This is a genomic window from uncultured Maricaulis sp., assembly GCF_963975345.1.
GTDB lineage: Bacteria > Pseudomonadota > Alphaproteobacteria > Caulobacterales > Maricaulaceae > Maricaulis.
Map to the genome: position 1 here is coordinate 62,927 of NZ_CAXBGE010000003.1, position 17,716 is coordinate 80,642.

At 61.2% G+C, this 17,716-nt stretch carries 23 protein-coding genes; 14 read left to right on the forward strand and 9 right to left on the reverse strand.

Annotated features, from left to right (window positions below; genetic code table 11):
• The first annotated feature begins 80 nt into the window (after window positions 1-80).
• From AAC029_RS03560 to AAC029_RS03590, 7 genes are all read left to right on the forward strand, one after another.
• Complete coding sequence (locus tag AAC029_RS03560) at window positions 81-386, forward strand: aa3-type cytochrome c oxidase subunit IV (RefSeq protein ID WP_339744022.1); 306 nt, start codon at window positions 81-83, stop codon at window positions 384-386.
• 110 nt (window positions 387-496) lie between these two features.
• Entirely contained in the window at window positions 497-1,630 is a 1,134-nt protein-coding gene (locus AAC029_RS03565) for a Re/Si-specific NAD(P)(+) transhydrogenase subunit alpha (RefSeq protein ID WP_339744025.1), read from the forward strand.
• A 4-nt stretch (window positions 1,631-1,634) separates the two neighbouring features.
• On the forward strand, window positions 1,635-1,952 hold the full coding sequence (locus tag AAC029_RS03570; RefSeq protein WP_339744027.1) for an NAD(P) transhydrogenase subunit alpha: 318 nt from the start codon (window positions 1,635-1,637) through the stop codon (window positions 1,950-1,952).
• 4 nt (window positions 1,953-1,956) lie between these two features.
• Window positions 1,957-3,363 (forward strand): NAD(P)(+) transhydrogenase (Re/Si-specific) subunit beta, encoded by a 1,407-nt coding sequence (locus AAC029_RS03575; RefSeq protein ID WP_339744029.1) that lies wholly within the window; start codon window positions 1,957-1,959, stop codon window positions 3,361-3,363.
• A gap of 37 nt (window positions 3,364-3,400) precedes the next feature.
• A complete protein-coding gene (locus AAC029_RS03580; protein ID WP_339744031.1) occupies window positions 3,401-3,838 on the forward strand; it encodes a DUF3995 domain-containing protein in 438 nt (145 codons plus the stop codon).
• 41 nt (window positions 3,839-3,879) lie between these two features.
• Entirely contained in the window at window positions 3,880-4,167 is a 288-nt protein-coding gene (locus AAC029_RS03585; protein WP_339744033.1) for a hypothetical protein, read from the forward strand.
• Window positions 4,168-4,176: 9 nt separating this feature from the next.
• Entirely contained in the window at window positions 4,177-4,797 is a 621-nt protein-coding gene (locus AAC029_RS03590; RefSeq protein ID WP_339744035.1) for a class I SAM-dependent methyltransferase, read from the forward strand.
• A 6-nt stretch (window positions 4,798-4,803) separates the two neighbouring features.
• Here the strand turns inward: AAC029_RS03590 and AAC029_RS03595 are convergent, their stop codons facing one another.
• Both AAC029_RS03595 and AAC029_RS03600 read right to left on the reverse strand, forming a co-directional pair.
• Window positions 4,804-5,538 (reverse strand): 2OG-Fe(II) oxygenase family protein, encoded by a 735-nt coding sequence (locus AAC029_RS03595; RefSeq protein WP_339744038.1) that lies wholly within the window; start codon window positions 5,536-5,538, stop codon window positions 4,804-4,806.
• A gap of 112 nt (window positions 5,539-5,650) precedes the next feature.
• Window positions 5,651-5,971 (reverse strand): TraR/DksA family transcriptional regulator, encoded by a 321-nt coding sequence (locus AAC029_RS03600; protein ID WP_339744040.1) that lies wholly within the window; start codon window positions 5,969-5,971, stop codon window positions 5,651-5,653.
• Between the two features lie 187 nt (window positions 5,972-6,158).
• Between AAC029_RS03600 and AAC029_RS03605 the strand changes: the two genes are divergently transcribed.
• Together AAC029_RS03605 and AAC029_RS03610 are read left to right on the forward strand one after the other, a co-directional pair.
• Window positions 6,159-7,118: an ATP-binding cassette domain-containing protein gene (locus tag AAC029_RS03605; protein WP_339744042.1), complete on the forward strand. Its 960-nt coding sequence runs from the start codon at window positions 6,159-6,161 to the stop codon at window positions 7,116-7,118.
• Entirely contained in the window at window positions 7,118-8,446 is a 1,329-nt protein-coding gene (locus tag AAC029_RS03610) for an ABC transporter permease (RefSeq protein WP_339744044.1), read from the forward strand. The genes AAC029_RS03605 and AAC029_RS03610 overlap by 1 nt, the downstream gene beginning before the upstream one ends.
• A gap of 90 nt (window positions 8,447-8,536) precedes the next feature.
• Here the strand turns inward: AAC029_RS03610 and rpsU are convergent, their stop codons facing one another.
• Entirely contained in the window at window positions 8,537-8,773 is a 237-nt protein-coding gene (gene rpsU / locus AAC029_RS03615) for a 30S ribosomal protein S21 (protein WP_091768260.1), read from the reverse strand.
• 152 nt (window positions 8,774-8,925) lie between these two features.
• On the opposite strand from rpsU, the gene AAC029_RS03620 reads away from it, so the two are divergent.
• Complete coding sequence (locus AAC029_RS03620) at window positions 8,926-9,603, forward strand: COQ9 family protein (RefSeq protein ID WP_339744047.1); 678 nt, start codon at window positions 8,926-8,928, stop codon at window positions 9,601-9,603.
• A 14-nt stretch (window positions 9,604-9,617) separates the two neighbouring features.
• Here the strand turns inward: AAC029_RS03620 and AAC029_RS03625 are convergent, their stop codons facing one another.
• From AAC029_RS03625 to purE, 3 genes are read right to left on the reverse strand one after another with little or no spacing between them, the layout of a single operon-like run.
• Complete coding sequence (locus AAC029_RS03625) at window positions 9,618-10,406, reverse strand: metallophosphoesterase (RefSeq protein WP_339744049.1); 789 nt, start codon at window positions 10,404-10,406, stop codon at window positions 9,618-9,620.
• Window positions 10,407-10,462: 56 nt separating this feature from the next.
• A complete protein-coding gene (locus AAC029_RS03630) occupies window positions 10,463-11,548 on the reverse strand; it encodes a 5-(carboxyamino)imidazole ribonucleotide synthase (protein ID WP_339744051.1) in 1,086 nt (361 codons plus the stop codon).
• Window positions 11,549-11,555: 7 nt separating this feature from the next.
• On the reverse strand, window positions 11,556-12,014 hold the full coding sequence (gene purE, locus AAC029_RS03635) for a 5-(carboxyamino)imidazole ribonucleotide mutase (RefSeq protein ID WP_339744581.1): 459 nt from the start codon (window positions 12,012-12,014) through the stop codon (window positions 11,556-11,558).
• A gap of 230 nt (window positions 12,015-12,244) precedes the next feature.
• Between purE and AAC029_RS03640 the strand changes: the two genes are divergently transcribed.
• Window positions 12,245-12,991: a GGDEF domain-containing protein gene (locus tag AAC029_RS03640; protein ID WP_339744054.1), complete on the forward strand. Its 747-nt coding sequence runs from the start codon at window positions 12,245-12,247 to the stop codon at window positions 12,989-12,991.
• A gap of 36 nt (window positions 12,992-13,027) precedes the next feature.
• Here AAC029_RS03640 and AAC029_RS03645 read toward each other — a convergent pair whose 3' ends face one another.
• Complete coding sequence (locus AAC029_RS03645) at window positions 13,028-13,189, reverse strand: DUF465 domain-containing protein (protein ID WP_339744057.1); 162 nt, start codon at window positions 13,187-13,189, stop codon at window positions 13,028-13,030.
• Window positions 13,190-13,398: 209 nt separating this feature from the next.
• On the reverse strand, window positions 13,399-13,986 hold the full coding sequence (locus AAC029_RS03650; protein WP_339744060.1) for a UbiX family flavin prenyltransferase: 588 nt from the start codon (window positions 13,984-13,986) through the stop codon (window positions 13,399-13,401).
• Between the two features lie 87 nt (window positions 13,987-14,073).
• Between AAC029_RS03650 and AAC029_RS03655 the strand changes: the two genes are divergently transcribed.
• The 3 genes from AAC029_RS03655 to AAC029_RS03665 all read left to right on the forward strand — a co-directional run bounded on the left by AAC029_RS03655 (window position 14,074) and on the right by AAC029_RS03665 (window position 16,119).
• Window positions 14,074-14,262 carry a DUF465 domain-containing protein gene (locus AAC029_RS03655; RefSeq protein ID WP_339744062.1) on the forward strand — a complete coding sequence of 63 codons (189 nt, stop codon included), beginning with the start codon at window positions 14,074-14,076 and terminating at the stop codon, window positions 14,260-14,262.
• 86 nt (window positions 14,263-14,348) lie between these two features.
• Window positions 14,349-15,203 carry a tetratricopeptide repeat protein gene (locus AAC029_RS03660; protein ID WP_339744065.1) on the forward strand — a complete coding sequence of 285 codons (855 nt, stop codon included), beginning with the start codon at window positions 14,349-14,351 and terminating at the stop codon, window positions 15,201-15,203.
• A gap of 109 nt (window positions 15,204-15,312) precedes the next feature.
• A complete protein-coding gene (locus AAC029_RS03665) occupies window positions 15,313-16,119 on the forward strand; it encodes an SDR family NAD(P)-dependent oxidoreductase (RefSeq protein WP_339744067.1) in 807 nt (268 codons plus the stop codon).
• Window positions 16,120-16,195: 76 nt separating this feature from the next.
• On the opposite strand, the gene AAC029_RS03670 is transcribed toward AAC029_RS03665, so the two are convergent.
• Window positions 16,196-17,629 carry a hypothetical protein gene (locus AAC029_RS03670; protein ID WP_339744069.1) on the reverse strand — a complete coding sequence of 478 codons (1,434 nt, stop codon included), beginning with the start codon at window positions 17,627-17,629 and terminating at the stop codon, window positions 16,196-16,198.
• Window positions 17,630-17,716 lie beyond the last annotated feature (87 nt).

The window sequence follows — 17,716 nt, forward strand, 5'->3', positions numbered from 1 at the left end:
GTCAGCGGGGCATCTTGGCCTACGCTCCGGCGCGTGTTATCGGCAGATCAATATCAGTGACTCGAACAGGGGCAGTCCTCATGGCAGCTGACTACACGCGCGGCGAAATGAATATCACGGGCCAGGAACATACATTCAGTGGCTTCGTCAAAATCACCCTGTGGAGCTCCATGTTGCTGGGCCTCATTGTTTTCTATCTGACACTGGTCTTTGCCGCCGGTGCCGACTGGATGACATCGCTGATCGGCGTCGCCGTGCTCGGCTACGTGCTCGGCCTGGTGACCTCGATGAAAACCGCGTGGAATGTCACCGTAGCCGGCATGCTGGTCTTCGGCCTGATCTGCGGCGGCTTGGCACAATTGTTCAGCGTCTTCCTGGCCGGCTGAGCCAGCACCGGACTTTCAGACATCCATGACAGGAATTTTTCCGGCGGGCCTTCCCCTGACCGGCGAATTCGCGCATCGTATCCGCCTGCAACTTCGAGCGGCGGAACGATATGAGAATTGCTATTCTGAAAGAACGCCATGCGGGCGAAACCCGCGTCGCTGCAACCCCCGACACGATCAAGAAATTCGTCGCGGCCGGCCATCAGCTCGCGGTTGAAAAAGGCGCCGGCCTCACCGCATCGGTGACCGATGAGGCCTATGCGGCCGCCGGTGCCGAAATCGGCACGCTGGCCGCAGTGCTGAAGGGCGCTGACGCGCTCTTCTCGGTCCAGATGCCTGATGATGCCACGCTGGCCAAACTGCCCAAGGGCATGCTGTTGGTGGCGCATCTCGACCCCTATGGCGCGCAAGAGCGCGCCAAGGCACTGGCCAAGGCCGGGATCGATGCACTGGCGATGGAATTTGTACCGCGCATCAGCCGGGCCCAAGCGATGGATGCGCTCTCCAGCCAGTCCAATCTGGCCGGCTATCGCGCCATTATCGAAGCGGCCCACATCTATGGCCGCGCCTTCCCGATGATGATGACCGCTGCGGGCACCGTTGCTCCGGCCAAGGCGTTCATTATGGGCGCCGGTGTTGCCGGTCTGCAGGCGATCGCCACGGCGCGCCGGCTCGGCGCTGTCGTTTCCGCAACAGATGTCCGCCCGGCCTCGAAGGAACAGGTCGCCTCGCTTGGCGCCAAATTCGTCGCCGTCGAGGATGAGGAATTCAAACAGGCCGAGACCGCTGGCGGCTATGCCAAGCAGATGTCGCCGGAATACCAAGCCAAACAGGCCGAACTGGTCGCCGGCCATATCGCCAAGCAGGACATCGTCGTCACCACAGCGCTGATCCCGGGCCGTCCCGCTCCGGTGCTCATCACCAAAGCCATGGTTGAAGCGATGAAGCCCGGCTCGGTGATCATCGATCTGGCCGCGCCCAATGGCGGCAATTGCGAACTGACCAAGGCCGACGAGATCGTCACGCATCAGGGCGTGATGATCGCCGGCTTCTCCAACCTGCCCGGTCGTCTCGCCGCCGACAGCTCGGCCCTCTACGCCAAGAACCTCGCCAATCTCCTGCCGCTTCTGGTTGGTGAAGATGGCGGACGCGCCCCGCATTGGGACGATGAAATCATCCAGGGCATGGCCCTGACGCGCGATGGCGCAGTTGTGCACCCCACACTCGTGAAACAGGAGGCCTGATCCGATGGAAGCCGTTGATCCCGTCATCTTTCGCCTCGCGATCTTCATTCTCGCGATTTTCATTGGCTATTACGTCGTCTGGTCGGTGACACCCGCCCTGCACACGCCGTTGATGGCCGTCACCAATGCGATCTCCTCGGTGATTATCGTTGGTGCCCTGCTGGCTGCCACTGCGACCGGCGTGACCGATGATGGCAGCGGCGGGGCCGGCTTCTCGCGCGGTCTCGGCACGCTCGCCATCGTGCTCGCGAGCGTCAATATTTTCGGTGGATTCCTTGTCACCCAGCGGATGCTGGCGATGTACAAGAAAAAGGAGCGCTAGGCCCATGTCGGCGAATATTGCAGCCCTCCTCTATCTCACCTCCGGCATCCTCTTCATCCTCGCCTTGCGCGGTCTGTCGAGCCCGGAAACCGCCCGCCAGGGCAATGTCTTCGGCATGGCCGGGATGGCGATTGCCATTGTCACCTCACTTCTCGCCGCCCAACTCGACGGTGCCTCGATCGCCCTGATCGTCGGCGGCGTGATGGTTGGCGGTGGCATCGGTGCCGTGATCGCGCGACGCATCTCGATGACCTCGATGCCGCAGCTTGTCGCCGCCTTCCACTCGCTCGTCGGCATGGCCGCCGTGCTGGTAGCGGCCGCAGCCCTGTTTGCGCCAGAAGCTTTCGGGATCGCCGATCCGGTCACCGGGCATTTGCACAAGCTGTCGCTGTTTGAACTCTCAATCGGCACGGCGATCGGCGCCATCACCTTCTCCGGTTCGGTGATCGCCTTTGCCAAGCTCAACGGCAATATGTCGGGCGCGCCGATCCTTCTGCCGATGCGCCATGCGATCAATATCGCGCTCGGCCTTTTCATCGCCGTAATGATCGCCTTCCTGATGGCCTCAGGCGGTGAGGCCAAGATGGCTTTCTGGCTGATCGCCTTGGCCGCCTTCATTATCGGCGTCACCCTGATCATTCCGATTGGCGGCGCCGATATGCCGGTCGTCGTCTCGATGCTCAATTCCTATTCCGGCTGGGCTGCCGCCGCACTCGGCTTCACCCTGGAGAACACGGCCCTGCTGGTCACCGGCGCCCTGGTCGGCTCCTCCGGTGCGATCCTGTCCTACATCATGTGCAAGGGGATGAATCGCTCCTTCATCTCGGTCATACTCGGCGGATTCGGCGATGATGGCGGCGCTGCTGCTGTCGCCGGCCCGCAAGGCAATGCCAAGCAGGGCTCGGCCGAAGACGCAGCTTTCGTGCTCAAGAATGCCGGCAAGGTCATCATCGTGCCCGGCTATGGCATGGCCGTTGCCCAGGCCCAGCACGCGCTGAAGGAGATGGCCGATATCCTCAAACATGAGGGCGTCGATGTCTCCTACGCGATCCATCCGGTCGCCGGGCGGATGCCGGGGCATATGAATGTCCTGCTCGCCGAAGCCCAAGTGCCCTATGACGAGGTGTTCGAACTGGAGGATATCAATTCGGCCTTTTCCAATGCCGACGTCGCCTTCGTGATCGGCGCCAATGACGTCACCAATCCGGCCGCCGAGGACGATCCGTCATCGCCGATCTATGGCATGCCGGTGCTGCAGGTGTGGAAGGCCAAGACCGTCTTCTTCGTCAAACGCTCGCTCGCCTCCGGCTATGCCGGCGTCGAGAACCCGCTCTTCTTCCGCGACAATACGATGATGCTTCTCGGCGACGCCAAGAAAATGACGGAAGAGATCAACAAGGCGATGGGCTGATCGAGCACAGGGTCGTTCGCGCTGGAGTGAATTGCTGATGCTCACCGCGCTTGCCGGATGGTTCGTCTTCATTGTGCTGAGCCTCATCGCCGGACTGCACGCCTATTGGGGCGCTGGCGGTCTGTGGCCGACAGCGAGCGAAGCCGATCTCGTCAAAACCGTCATCGGGATCAGCCATTCGCCGACCATGCCGGCCAGCGCGACGACGTTCGCAGTCGCAGCCCTGATCTTCGCAGCCGCCTGTTTTGGCTTTGGCCGGGGCGTGCTCGGCTTTGACAGCCTGATTTTCTCGCGCATCCCGCTGGCCGTAATCGCGCTGGTGATGCTGGCGCGCGGCATCTATGCCTACATGCCCGGCCCGTTCAGCCGCGCCAGCGAACCGTTTGCGACCTTGAACGCGATCTATTTCTCGCCGTTGGTCCTGGTCCTCGGGCTCGCCTGCGCCTGGCTTGCCCTCGCACCCGCCGAGACCTGACGTTCAAACTGTATTCATCCCTGCCGCCACAAACTGACCCCATGTTCGCGGAAATTATCCTCGCCTCGCTCGGCCCCGTCGCCGATGACTGCACCTGGAACGGCATTCCGCTGCATGGCGAGGTGCAAATCGTGGAGAGTTTTCCTGATATCCGGGTTCAGATCGTCAGCAGCTTCCCCGACCTCAAGGTCAAACAGGTCACCAGCTTCCCCGATCATTGCGGCGAATGGAGTTATGTGACGAGCTTTCCCGATTTCACGATCCAGTTCGTCGACAGCTTCCCGGACATCAAAATCAAATACGTGGAGAGTTTCCCCGGCCTGCCCTAGACTTGGCGCATGAGCTTTTACCACGAACACGTCCTGCCGCATTTGATCGGCTTCGCCTGCGGCCAACCGCAAATCATGAAGAAGCGCTCGCAGATCGTGCCGCTCGCCAGCGGCCGGGTGTTGGAGGTCGGCTTCGGTGCCGGGCCGAACCTGTCCTTCTACGATCCGGCCAAAGTCTCCCATCTCTACGCGCTGGAACCTTCCGAGGGCATGCGGCGCAAGGCGGCCGACGCGATCGCTGCCTGCCCGGTGACTGTCGAGCTGATCGATCTACCCGGCGAGGAGATTCCGCTCGAAGATGCCTCGGTCGATACCGTGGTGTTGACCTATACGCTGTGCACCATCCCCGACGCGATGGCAGCGCTTGCACAGATGCACCGCGTGCTCAAGCCGGGCGGCAAACTCTTGTTCTCAGAACATGGCGGCGCACCGGACGCCGATGTCGCGAAATGGCAAAGGCGGATCGAGCCGGTCTGGAAACCCATCGCCGGAGGCTGTCACCTCACTCGCCATCCCGACACCATGATGCAGGCGGCCGGCTTCGGGATCGAGCAGCTCGAAGCGATCTATCTGCCGAAAAGCCCAAAATTCGCGTCGTTCAATTATGCCGGCATCGCCGTCAAAGCCTGATCGCGGCTACATATCGATGCCCGGATCCTCGCCCGAGCGCAGCCAACCGGTGATCGCCAGACGCGGCGTGGTGACGTAATTGGCCACCATAGAGACAGCATGCGGCTGCGGGACTTTGAACAGGGCCAGCGAGTTCATACGCGGCACAAAAGCGGCTTCAACATTGCCGTCCGGATCATAAAACTGCAGCTGCCCGCCCCAATCGCCCTGCCAGCCAGAGGTCAGACCGAGCACGAAGGCGGCGACGCGGTTCTTGCCGGCGACGCCATCATCATGGCGGGTCAGGAAATGGCCGCCGCGATAACAGGTCAATTGCCCGTCAGCGAAGGTGATCTGCGGCGCATCAAGCACGTCGCGCATCGTGTCCAGGAAGGGTTCGCTATTGAGGAAGGCAAATAATTTGGCGAGCACGGGCGCCTCGGTCTCGAGGATGCCGGCATGGGCCTTGTCGTAAAGCGGATAGGTCTCGTAGAGATATTGAAAGCCGGCACGCGCCGCCTCGGCCACCCGCGCATCAAATTCAGCGCGCTGGACCGGTGGCAGATCGCGCATCGCGGCGGCGTCGAGATTGAGGTGCTTTTCCGCCAGCCGCGTCACCAGTAGCCATTTGGAGACATCGCCGATGGCGGCGGTCAGCTGCCGCAAGGCACCGCTGTCCAACAGCCCGACCAGGCGGCCACGGCCATCGGCCCGCAAGGCCGCGCGGGCCACGTCCAGATCAAGTGAGCGGGAAAGTTTCATCAACAAATGTCTACGCAGCCAAGCCGAACCAGAGCGTCCGCCAAGGCCCAAGTTTGCACATCGTCAATCACACTGGCAACCAGCCGGGCCGCAGCCATGCCGCGACAGATTGTCAGGCGCAGTCGGCACAGCGGGCCGCTGCCGGATCGATTTCCAGCCGCTTGGGCGCAATCGCCTCGCCGCATTCGACGCACCAGCCATACTCATCCTCATCGACCCGTTTCAGGGCCGCGTCGATCCGTCGGATTTCCTGGTTGCGGCGGACATCGGAAGCCCGCGCCATCGCCTGGACCTGCATCGAGTCCAGCCGAGACAGGCGGCCGATGGATTGTTGATCGAGTTCGACCGGCTCACGATCACCGATCGAAGCCTGCGACAGGGCAACCAGTTCGGCTTTCAGGGCCAAAAGGCATGCACGCGGGTCTTGCGCCATAAGATCTCACTTATCGTCATCATCGCCGGGCGGGCGGGAGCGCAATACGGGCAACATAGCGCCTTACGGCAGGCCGGGCGCGGTTTTCCGGCAGTCTTCCAGGCAATGGGGGGATAGCCACCTGCTCAATACCGGTAGCTTGGCGCGACCAGCCTGCCTAAACTCTACGCTCACTCTTGGGGGTCCCATGTCCGAAATCATATTGTCGCTCGCGGGCGTCTCGAAAACATTCAACGGCAAAGCCGCCGTCAGCGATCTGAGCTTCGACGTCCGGCGCGGCAAAATCACCGGCTTTCTCGGCCCCAATGGTGCCGGCAAATCGACCAGCCTGCGCATGGCACTCGGCATACTCACCCCCGATTCCGGCCAGGTCAGCCTGTTTGGCGGCCGGCCACGGGCCAGCGCCCTGGAACGGGTCGGCTTTCTACCCGAGGAACGCGGCCTCTATCGCAAGATGAAGGTGATCGACGTCATCATCTTCTTCGCACGCCTGAAGGGCGTTGCGCCGATTGAGGCGCGGCGCCGCGGCCTGGCCATGCTGGATGAATTCGGCCTTGGCGATGTCGCCGAGAGCAAGGTGAAAACCCTCTCCAAGGGCATGGCGCAGAAGATCCAGATCATCGCGACCCTGATCCATGATCCGGAATTCATCATTCTCGACGAACCGTTTTCCGGCCTCGACCCGGTCAACCAGAAAGCCCTGGAACGGATCGTGCGGGCCCGCGCCGAAGCCGGGGCGACGATCCTGTTCTCCACCCATGTGATGGAACATGCCGAACGCCTGTGTGACCAGATCGTTCTGGTGGCAAGGGGCCGCAAAGTGTTTGACGGTACGGTCGAAGAGGCGCTGGGCCATGTGCCGCGCCGCGTCGTGCTGGAAACAGTCTCGGAGACTGATTTGACACCGGTCTTCGCGCCACTTGGGGAAATCGCGGAATCCCGCGCCAACGCCGACGGTGCCCATCACTGGATGATCAATCTGGGCCGCGGTGTCGAAGCTCAGGATGTGCTGAAGGCTTGCGTCGACGGCAATATCAAGCTGCTCCGCTTCGAGCCGGCACGCGCCCATCTGCACGACGCCTTCGTCCACCTGGTTGAAACCAGTGGCCAGTTTTCCAACGAAAAGCTTGAAGGGGAGGCCGTCTGATGCGCGCTATCTATCTCATCGCCCGCCGCGAATACCTCTCCTATGTCGCCACTTGGGGCTTCTGGCTCTCGCTCGCCTCGATGCCGATGTTCATGGCATTGGGGTTCGGTTTGCCGATCCTGATCGAGAATTCCCAGCCGGTCCGCTATTACGCCGTGATCGACGAGTCCGGCGGTGCGCTGGAGGCTGCCATCACTGCCCAAGCCGAGACGGCAACCGACGCAGCCGCCTCGGATGCGCCCGCCTCCGCTGACAAATATATCCGCGTCCACCCGCCAGCGACCGACATCGAGGCCCTGCGCCCCTTCCTGCTTGGCGAACAAAAGGTCGAGACTGATGACGGGCCGCAGCCGCTTTTTGCTGCGATCTACCTGCGCCAGGACGCAACAGGTGGTGTCGAGATCGAATACTGGAGCACCAATCTGACCGATGGCGAATTGCGCGCCGATATCCGCCGCACCCTGAGCGAATACATGCAGCTCAACCGGTTGATCGAAAACGGTGTCTCGCCTGAGCTTGTCGCAGAGGCAGGGGCATTGGCGCCCACCGTGCGCGAGCTCAATCCCGAACGCAGCGTCGACACCGCCGAAGTCACGAGTGCCGAGCGCCTGCCGATCATTGTCGCGATTGGTGTCGCTTTCGGGCTGTGGATTGTGATCTTCTCGGTGGTGAACATGTTGCTGACGGCGATGATCGAGGAGAAGGGCAATAAAGTGCTCGAAATGATGCTCGCCTCCTCACGCCATCATGAGATCCTGACCGGCAAACTATTGGGCGTCGCCCTGGTATCGACCACCCTGCTGCTGGTCTGGGGCGGATTGGCGGCGACGGTCGGGCTTGGGCTGCAACAACTACCGTTCGCGGCGGGTCTGCCACTGGGCGAGATCATGGCGGCGGTGCTCGATCCGGGCCTGATCTTCCCCGCCATCGGCTATTTCATCATCGGCTATCTGATGTATGGGGCGATTTTCCTCGCCATCGGATCCCTGTGCGAAACCCTGCAGGATGCCCAGACCCTGATGAGCCCGATGATGCTGATCATGATGGTGCCGCTCTTCCTGGTGATGGTGGCGGCCGATTCCCCCGACTCGCCGATCATCGTGATTGCCAGCTGGGTGCCGCTTTGGACGCCCTTCATCATGCTGGCGCGCTTGCCCCAGGATCCAGCCCTGTTCGATATCATCGGCACGACACTGGTGATGGTCGCCACGGCGGCTGGCGTGATCTGGGGTGCGGGCGTGATGTTTCGCATGGGCGCGCTCAACCAGGCCAATCAGGACACGGTGAAAGGCTGGTTCCGCCTTGGCGGCAAGCGCAAGCCGGGCTGACGCGGGCAAGGCTCCGACTTGGAACGAAAGAAAACGCCGCGTCCCTGAGGGGCGCGGCGTTTTCGGTAATTCTACAGGCTCTGGCGAACCCTAGCGACGAACGGTGCCACCACGGACGGCGACAAGGCCTTCACGCTGGGCGCGCTTGCGGGCGAGCTTGCGCGCACGGCGAATGGCTTCAGCCTTCTGGCGAGCCTTCTTCTCCGAGGGCTTCTCGTAATGATTCCGACGTTTCATTTCACGGAAGGTACCCTCCCGTTGCATTTTTTTCTTCAGCGCGCGGAGCGCTTGCTCCACATTATTATCGCGCACAACGATCTGAACGATGGCTCTCTCTCCATTTTGCTGGACGCGAGGGCCACCCCCACGTCGCTAGTTTGCCAGAGGCGCGGCTGATACCAGAGCCGCGAAGCTGAGTCTACTCTGTCAGCGCACTCGAACCGGGTGACGCCGCGAGCCCAGTCCGGTACATATGGCACATGATCGACGCTCAAACCGCCCCCCGCACTCACTCCGAGACCGTCCGCACGCAGTTGCTGGAGGCCGCACTGGCCCATGCAGCGTTTGACGGCTGGTCCGCTTCGACCTTCAAAAAGGCCTGCGACGACACCGGTTTGTCGCCAGGAGATGCCCGAAACGCCTGTCCTGGCGGGGATCTCGACCTGATCGCCTTCTGGTCGCGTCAACTTGATCGCGAGGCGGGACGCAACATCGTCAAGGCCGAACTGGCCAAGATGAAGATCCGCGAACGCGTCACCTTCGGCGTGCTGTGCCGCCTCGAATTAATCGCCCCGCATGAAGAAGCCGCCCGCCGGGCCCGGGCGCGACTGCTTTTGCCTGATGCAGCGACGCAAGGACCGCAACTGCTCTGGGCGACGGCCGACACGATCTGGCGCGCCATTGGCGATACGTCGACCGATGCGAATTTCTATTCCAAGCGGGCGATTCTCTCCGGCGTCTTCGCCACCACATTGTCGAGCTGGCTCAACGAGGACAGCGCCGACAAAACACAAGCGCGCGAATTTCTCGATCGTCGGATCCAGAATGTGATGGATTTCGAGAAGACCAAGGGCCAGATTCTCAAACTCACCGCCGATCTACCCGACATTGGCGGCCTGCTCGGCAAGCTGCGCTACGGGCCCGGCCCGCGCAGCTAGATCGCCTCAAGCCCCTAGCGCGGCCGTAGAGACGCGTAATGGGTGTCCAGCGCCGCAACCTCGACCAATTGACGTTCCGGCCAGCGCAGGGCGGTCAGCTGGCCACCAAACACACATCCTGTATCGATACAGATGGTGCGATTGACCCAAACCGCCTCGGTCACCGCCATATGGCCGTAAACCACATGCGCGTCGCCGGCATAATCGAGTGCCCAGTCCAGGCGGATTGGCAGGCCGTATTCGTCATGCTCGCCCGTCGTGGCGCCATAGAGCGCAAAACCGCGCGCCTTGCCGCCGCTCTGGTAGTGCATCTCCTCGACCAAGCCTGCATGGGCGACGATCAACCCGCCATTGTCGAGGACATGGTGATGCGCCAACTGGTCGAGAAAATCATGCACAGTGTCGCGAAACCCGTGTCCCTGGGTTTCGAACTGGGCGATCGTATCGCCGAGCCCATGGCTGATCTTGACGTCACGACCGAGCAGCCAGCGGCGAAGCTTGTCGTCATGATTGCCGCTGACGCACAGCGCACGGTCGGCCTCGACCATCGACATCACCAGGCGCAGCACGTCGGGTGAGCGCGGCCCGCGATCAACCAGATCGCCGAGAAAGATCACGCGCCGGCCCAGCGGATGCGAGACCTCGTAAGTGCGAAACCCCTCGGGCCCGTCGCGCTCGACCCGGTAGCCCAGCTTGCCCAGCAGAATTTCCAACTCGCCGGCACAGCCATGTACATCGCCGACAATGTCGAACGGGCCACAATCATGGCGGCGGTCAAAATGGAGGGTGTTGCGGGGCAGCATCTAAGCTCTAGGTAAGGTGGTCGGCAAGCAACCACAAGGCCCGGGAGCCTGTCCGGCTAGCCGCGCAGTGGTGCCAGACGGTTCACATGGCCCATCTTGCGGCCCTTGCGTGCCTTGCGCTTGCCATAGAGATGCAGCCGGACCTGCGGGTCCGAGGCGAGCGCCTTCCAGTCATCGACATCATGACCAATCAGATTGGTCATCACGGCGGCGGAGTGCGGGGTTGGATCGCCGAGCGGCCAACCGGCGACGGCGCGGATATGCTGTTCGAACTGGTCGCAGCCACAGGCATCCATCGTCCAGTGGCCGGTATTGTGGACGCGCGGCGCGATCTCATTGACCAGCAGCCTGCCGCCGCCGAGGTCGAACAATTCAACCGCAAACACGCCGACATGGTCCATCCCATCGCCGAGCGCCGTCGCGATCTCGAGCGCCCGGGCCTGCAGGGCCGCATCGACGCCCGGCGCCGGTGCCGTGCTCTGTCTCAGAATACCGTCCTGATGAATGTTTTCCGCCAGCGGCCAGGCCTTCACGCTGCCATCGATCGAACGGGCCGCGACAACGGATAATTCGCGCACGAAACCGGCTGCGCCCTCAAGGATAGCGGGCTGTTCGCCGATGGTCTCCCAGGCCCCAGCGGCATCGTCTGGTGTGCGGATCCAGGCCTGGCCCTTGCCGTCATAGCCGAAGCGGCGGGTCTTGAGCAGGGCGGGCAGGCCGGTCAGCGCGATTGCGGCCGGCAGATCGGCCAGCCCATCGACCGGCGCGAAGGGAACGGTGGCAACGCCGACGCTATTGATGAAACGCTTCTCGGTAATGCGGTCCTGGGTCAGTTCGAGCGAACGCGCGCCGGGCCGCAGGCATGAGGCAGCCGCGGCCACCGAAACCGTGTGGACGGGAATGTTCTCGAATTCATAGGTGATCGCATCGCAACGGGCCGCGAACGCCTCGACGGCGCCGTCATCACTCCAGGGCGCTGCCCAAGAGCGTGCCGCGACCCGGGCTGCGGGACAATCCGGGTCGGCATCGAAAATATGGATATCAAAGCCGAGCTTGGCACCGGCCATCGCCAGCATCCGGCCCAGCTGACCGCCGCCGAGAATGCCGATCACCGAGCCCGGCGCGAGCGGTCCTGTGCTCATCGTCCGCTCAATCCTCAACCGATTCCGCAACGCTGTCAGTCTGGGCCTGGCGCCAGGCCGACAGGGCGAGAGCGATAGCCGGGTCGGACAGCGACAGGATCGAGGCCGCCAGCAGACCGGCATTCGTCGCGCCCGCTTCACCGATCGCCAAGGTGCCGACCGGAACCCCGGCGGGCATTTGGACGATGGAAAGCAGGCTGTCCTGCCCGTTCAACGCCTTGGATTTGATCGGCACACCGAGCACAGGCAGCGTCGTCATCGAAGCGACCATGCCCGGCAAGTGGGCAGCGCCGCCCGCCCCGGCGATGATCACCTTGACGCCCCGGTCGCGCGCTGTTTTGGCAAATTCGACCATGCGGTCGGGAGTGCGGTGTGCCGACACAACGCGCGCCTCATAGCGGACGTGCAATGCCTCCAGAATCTCGGCGGATTTCTGCATCGTCGGCCAATCGGACCGCGAGCCCATGATGATCAGCACATCCGCTTGGGAATCGGGTGTCTGGTGGTCGGGGGAAACTGGAGAAAAGCCGCTCATGACGCTTCCTGCGTGTCAAAAGGAAGCGCGGGACCATAGCTTTCAGCAGCCACAGGTCAAGATGGCCAGCGGAAACACCGGCTTTCTTTTCGTTTTTGAGGGTTTCTTAACCACACTTGGCGAGCCTGAGGCTGAACAGAATCGCCCAGGACGGCCCTTCCATGCGTATCGGACCCACGAATACGACGCGAGACGTCACGCGTACCGGCAAGACCGGTGCCGCCAAGAGCTCTGGCTCGGCGAGCGCGGTCGACGCGCCGCAAGATGTCGCCTCGATCATGGGTGTGCCTGAAACCGAGCTGACGCCCAATGTCCAACGCGCCCTGCTGTCGCTGATGGGCGAGGTCGATCAGCTGCGCAAAGACACCGAACGCCTGCGCGGCCGGGTACGCGAACTGGAATCGCTCGCCGATCATGATGTGCTGCTGCCGGTGCTGAACCGGCGCGCCTTCCTGCGTGAAGTCAGCCGCGCTCTGGCGCTGGCCGAACGGCACAATGCGCCCTCGGCACTGGTCTATCTCGACCTGAACGGGTTCAAGGAAATCAACGACACCTATGGCCACGCGGCCGGTGACGCGGCGCTGCATCATGTCGCTGCGCAATTGACGGCGCATGTGCGCGAGACCGACGCGGTCGGCCGTCTGGGCGGGGATGAATTCGGCGTCGTGCTGACCCTGACCGGCCCGGCGGGAGCCGAGGTCAAGGCGCGCGAGCTGGTCGATATGCTGGAAAACGTGCCCTTCACGCATGGCGGCCGGGAAATGCATGTCGGCGTCGCCTGGGGTGCCTATCCGCTCGAAGCGGGCCGCAATGCTGATGAGGCGATGGCCGAGGCCGATGCGGTCATGTATGCGCGCAAACAGGACCAGAAGCGCCAGCTCGAAGCGGCTGCGCGCAAGGAAGCCTGACGCCGGCGCCAAGAGCGCCGCGAACGTCAATTCCAATCAGGCAATAATATCGGGCGTCAGCTGGTCGTTGAGGGCTGCGAGACTGTCTTTGATCCGCAGCTTTTCCTTTTTCAGACGCGCCAGCTTGAGCTGGTCGACGACGCCGTTTTCGGCCAAGGCGTCGACCTCATTATTCAGGGCCTCGTGCTCGTTACGCATGCTGAGAATGCGCGACCGAAGCTCCTGTTGATCCAAGAACTCTCCGTCCATTTCAGTACGGTCTCATTTCTGGCCAAGTTGGCCGTGCGGATCCTGCGGAGACTGGAAGCGTCCGTCGGCACCCGTCGCGCCGAAGCGCTGATGATAGTCCCATTTGTCCGCCAATGGAATCTCCGAGTCTCTGAATTCGACGCATTGCCTGCGGTCTATCAGCGACGCCCGCCTTCGAGGTCCTCGCCCCAGCGCCGGGTTGAGGCCCAGTCGAGCCCGAACAGGTCCAGCGCCCGCCCGACAGACTGGTCGACCAGGTCATCAATCGTGACCGGGTGGGCATAAAAGGCCGGCAGTGGCGGGCAAATTACAGCGCCCATTTCGGTCAGTGTAGCCATCGTGCGCAGGTGTCCGAGGTGAAACGGCGTCTCGCGCACCATCAACACAAGGCGCCGCCGCTCTTTGAGCACGACGTCAGCCGCGCGGGTCAAAAGACTGGAGGTCACGCCCGAGGCGATCTCAGACATGGTCCGCACCGAGCAGGGCGCGATCAGCATGCCGCGCGTCTTGAACGAGCCCGAGGCAATCGCCGCACCGACATCGGGCATTTTGTAAACATGGTCAGCGCCAGCACGGAATTCGGCGATCGACAGCGACGTCTCGTAGCGCAGCGTCATCTCGGCGGCTTTTGAGGCCACCATGTGACTTTCAATCCCCAGCGCCTTCAGGGCCTCCAGCGCGCGGATGCCGTAGATGATCCCGGAGGCCCCCGAGACCCCAACAATCAGGCGGTCTGTTTTCATCATCACGTAACCCCGAAACGTTTCGTGAGTAGACATAGCGCCGGAACGTGCTTCAATCCATTCATCCACTTCACCAGAGGAGTTTAATCCATGCCAATCGCAGCCCGCATTCGTGAGCTCGACGCCCGTCATATGCGTCTGGACGCCAAAATCGATGAGGTTTTCAAACACCCGTCGGCGGATTCGCTTGAGGTCGCGCGGATGAAGAAGGAGAAACTTCGACTGAAGGAACAGATAGAAGCCCTACGAACCAACGAGCTTAGAAGCTTCGTGGGGTGATGAATTTCAGGGGGGCGGCTTTCGGGCCGCCCCTTTTGCGTTGTAGAGTGCTGAAAACTTGGCCTGCGGGGGAAACGGAGATCTGAATGCGCATCCTGACCGCCACCGTCTTTTCCCTCTGCCTCGCCTGGCCGGCCATGGCTGCCGCCCCTGATCCTGACGATGCCTGCGCGAGTGGCTATGCCGCGCTTGATGCGGGTGATGGCGAAACCGCCGCCGGGCTACTGGAGCAATGTCTGAGCGAAAACGAACAAACGCCGGAAGCCGAAGTCCACACCTATGCAGCGCTCGCCAGCGCCTATCTGGCCGGCGAGCATTATCCCGAGGCCCTCTCGGCCTTCAACATGGCCTTCGCCATCGCCGACACGCAGCATGCCGAAATTGCCGATCCGACGCTGTGGCGCAATCGCGGCATCGCCCGGCTCCAGCTCGGGCAGTTGGACGGGGCACTGAGCGATTTGCAGCACGCTGCGGGCGAAATGCCTGATGACGTTCTGACCTATCTCAATATGGGTTTTGCCTACCAGCAAATGGAACGCCCGGCCGATGCCGTGGTGTCCTACGACGCCATTGTACGGCTGGAACCAGACTGGATGGGTGCATGGCTCAATCGCTCGAGCGCCCTGCTTGACGCCGGCATGACCGGCGCTGCCGTCGCCGACGCCCGCCGCGCTGTTGAGATGGAGCCGGAAAACGGGTCCTCGCTGAACATGCTGTGCTGGACCCTGATCCAGGACGGGCGCGCGGACACGGCGCTGCCGCTGTGCGAAGAAGCGGCTGCGATCGAACCCGACACCGGGGCCATCATTCACTCGCAAGCGACCGCGCTGGAAGCTGTCGGACGTCTCGATGAGGCCTTGCCGCTTTATCAGCGGGCGCACCAGCTTTCCCCGGACGACCCCCAAATTACCGCCGATTTCGAGCGGACCCGTCACCCCTGATACCGCGCTGACCTGGTCTGGCGGCTGCGTTGCCTAACGCCTCAGCCTGTGCCAGTTGAGACAATTGGACGGCGCTTGAAGCGCCGGTTTGACAGGAAGGTCTGATTTTATGGCTTCTGGCGATCGGGTTGCAATCATCACCGGCGGTGCAAACGGGATCGGCAAGGCTTGCGCCCGCCGTCTCAGCGAAGACGGCTGCAATGTCGTCATTGCCGATATCGACGCCACTGCCGGCACGGCGCTAGCCAGCGAGTTGGGCGGTGATCGCGGCAAGGCACTGTTTGTGCCCTGCGACGTCTCGGACAGGCTCTCGGTCAGCAATCTTCTGGCGGAAACGCGCTCGGCCTTCGACCGGCTCGACGTGCTCGTCAATAATGCGGGCGTGGTCGCACGCGGCGATATTCTCGAATTGTCCGAAGCCGATTTCGACCGCGTCATCAACGTCAATCTGCGCGGCGCTTTCCTGGTCGCCCGCGAATGCGCCAAACAGATGGTCGATCAGATCGAGGAGAGCGGCGAACGCCCCGATGATGCCCGCCGCCGCTATGCCATCATTAATATGTCTTCGGTCAACGGGATCATGGCGATCCCCGATCAGCTCGCCTATTGCACCAGCAAAGGCGCGCTCAACCAGCTGACCAAATCCATGGCCCTGTCGTTGGCCAAATACGGCATTCGCGTCAATGCGATCGGGCCGGGCAGCATCAATACCGATGTGCTCAAATCGGTGAATGACGACAAGGCCGCGATGGACAAGATGTTGTCACGTACGCCGATGGGCCGGATCGGCGATCCGGACGAGATCGCGTCGGTGGCGTCATTCCTCGCCTCGAAGGATTCCAGCTATATCACTGGCACCACCATCTATGCCGATGGCGGCCGGATGGCACTCAATTACACCGTAAAGCCAAACTGACCCACGCGCCGCAGGTGCGAGGCATACAGCGCACGCTGGCAACCTCATGCCACGCTACCGATGGGTGAGGTCAGCCCTAACAGTTCTTCTGAAAATAAAGGGAGTTGCTCTCCAGATAGGTCTGAAGGGTGCTCCCAGCGAGCGGCGCGAATCTGCTCGTGAATCGATTGACCTCTCGGTAGCCGCTGATCTGGAGCTGCGCCCGGTAGCGTCTTGAGAATGCATCATTGTAATCGCGAAACGAAATTTGGCCGCAAGCTGGCGGCGGTGCGACATTCATGACTGAAGGGTCTCCAATGCGCAAAAATGCCGTCAAACCCTGTTGCGCCTCAAACTGTTCCAGAGGTTTGGTTGTGTCATACACGCTCTCTGCAATCTGTAATGACCAGTAGACGCCCGGAATTAGAGCAATGGCCGCAATCGCAACGCCCATCTTGCCCTTCAGGAAACGCTCAGAAATAGTTTGCAGCCCGACAATACCAGCAATCAACACCAATGGGATGGTGTGAGCAAAATTGCGCTCAAAAAACACTGTCTTTGTGCCGAAGTATATTAGAAGAATGAAAAATGGAATAAGCAGCGCCGCGATTATTACCCTTCTGGCCGGGGACGCAATGGCGAAGCCGACCGTCGCAAACAAGAACCAAAATCCGTAGAGTTCCAGGAAGAATCTCAGGATCCAGAACGTGTAGGACAACACGTGAGTCTCAAGCAACGAGTGGGGGGGGTGCAGACCATTGTATTGCTCCCTCAAGGCAAGAAAACCGTGGATCGTCGTCTCATAATTGATAAATGCGTAGGGCGCGATCACAAACAGCGTGACCAAAAATGCGACACCGAAAAGAGCAGCCGTCTTAACGGTCGACCTCGCGTCTTCATCGCGAAAGAAAAGAAACAAAATCAGCAATGGGAAGATCAGGACGGCCATGGTGACCTTAATTGCCACACCCATCGCAATAATCGCAGCTAACGCAATAGTCATTAGTCCTTGGTTGAGCCGCGTTGATACAACATATACGCCAAGCGCAACCACGAAGTAGGTCAAGCTTTCCGGACGGGCGATGGCTGCGTCAAACACCAAGGTCGGCGCGAAGCAGAGCACGACGCCGGTGATCGCGACATATCGCCGGGGTAATCCAAAATTCCGGAGCGCGAGCCCGATCAGCGTGATCGTAAGTAAACTGCAGATAATATTGAGAAAACGAAGGCTGGTAAGATCAGATATATCAAATATGTCGCCCATTAGCTGGGATAAATGTCCAATAATCATGTAAAAGTAGAAATTATATTGATCATACCTGAAATAGTCTGGGAGATTTGCTAGAGCCCAATTGGGATTCAAATTCCCATGCTCGATCATGGCTTTTGATACTTCAACTGGAATCACTTCGTCTATGTTGAATAGATGTCCCTCATCCGTTGGAAGTCGCAGCCAGAGCGCGAGGATGAGAATCGCAACAAATGCCAAGACTGTGCCGGTAGGATTCAACTTTTCGCTTGCGATGCTCATAGTTCCCCTACCCGCGCGTTTGTTGATACGCGATGAAACGGTATTTCATAGTTGAGCGAGAGAGGGACCAGAACTGGTACAAGTTGG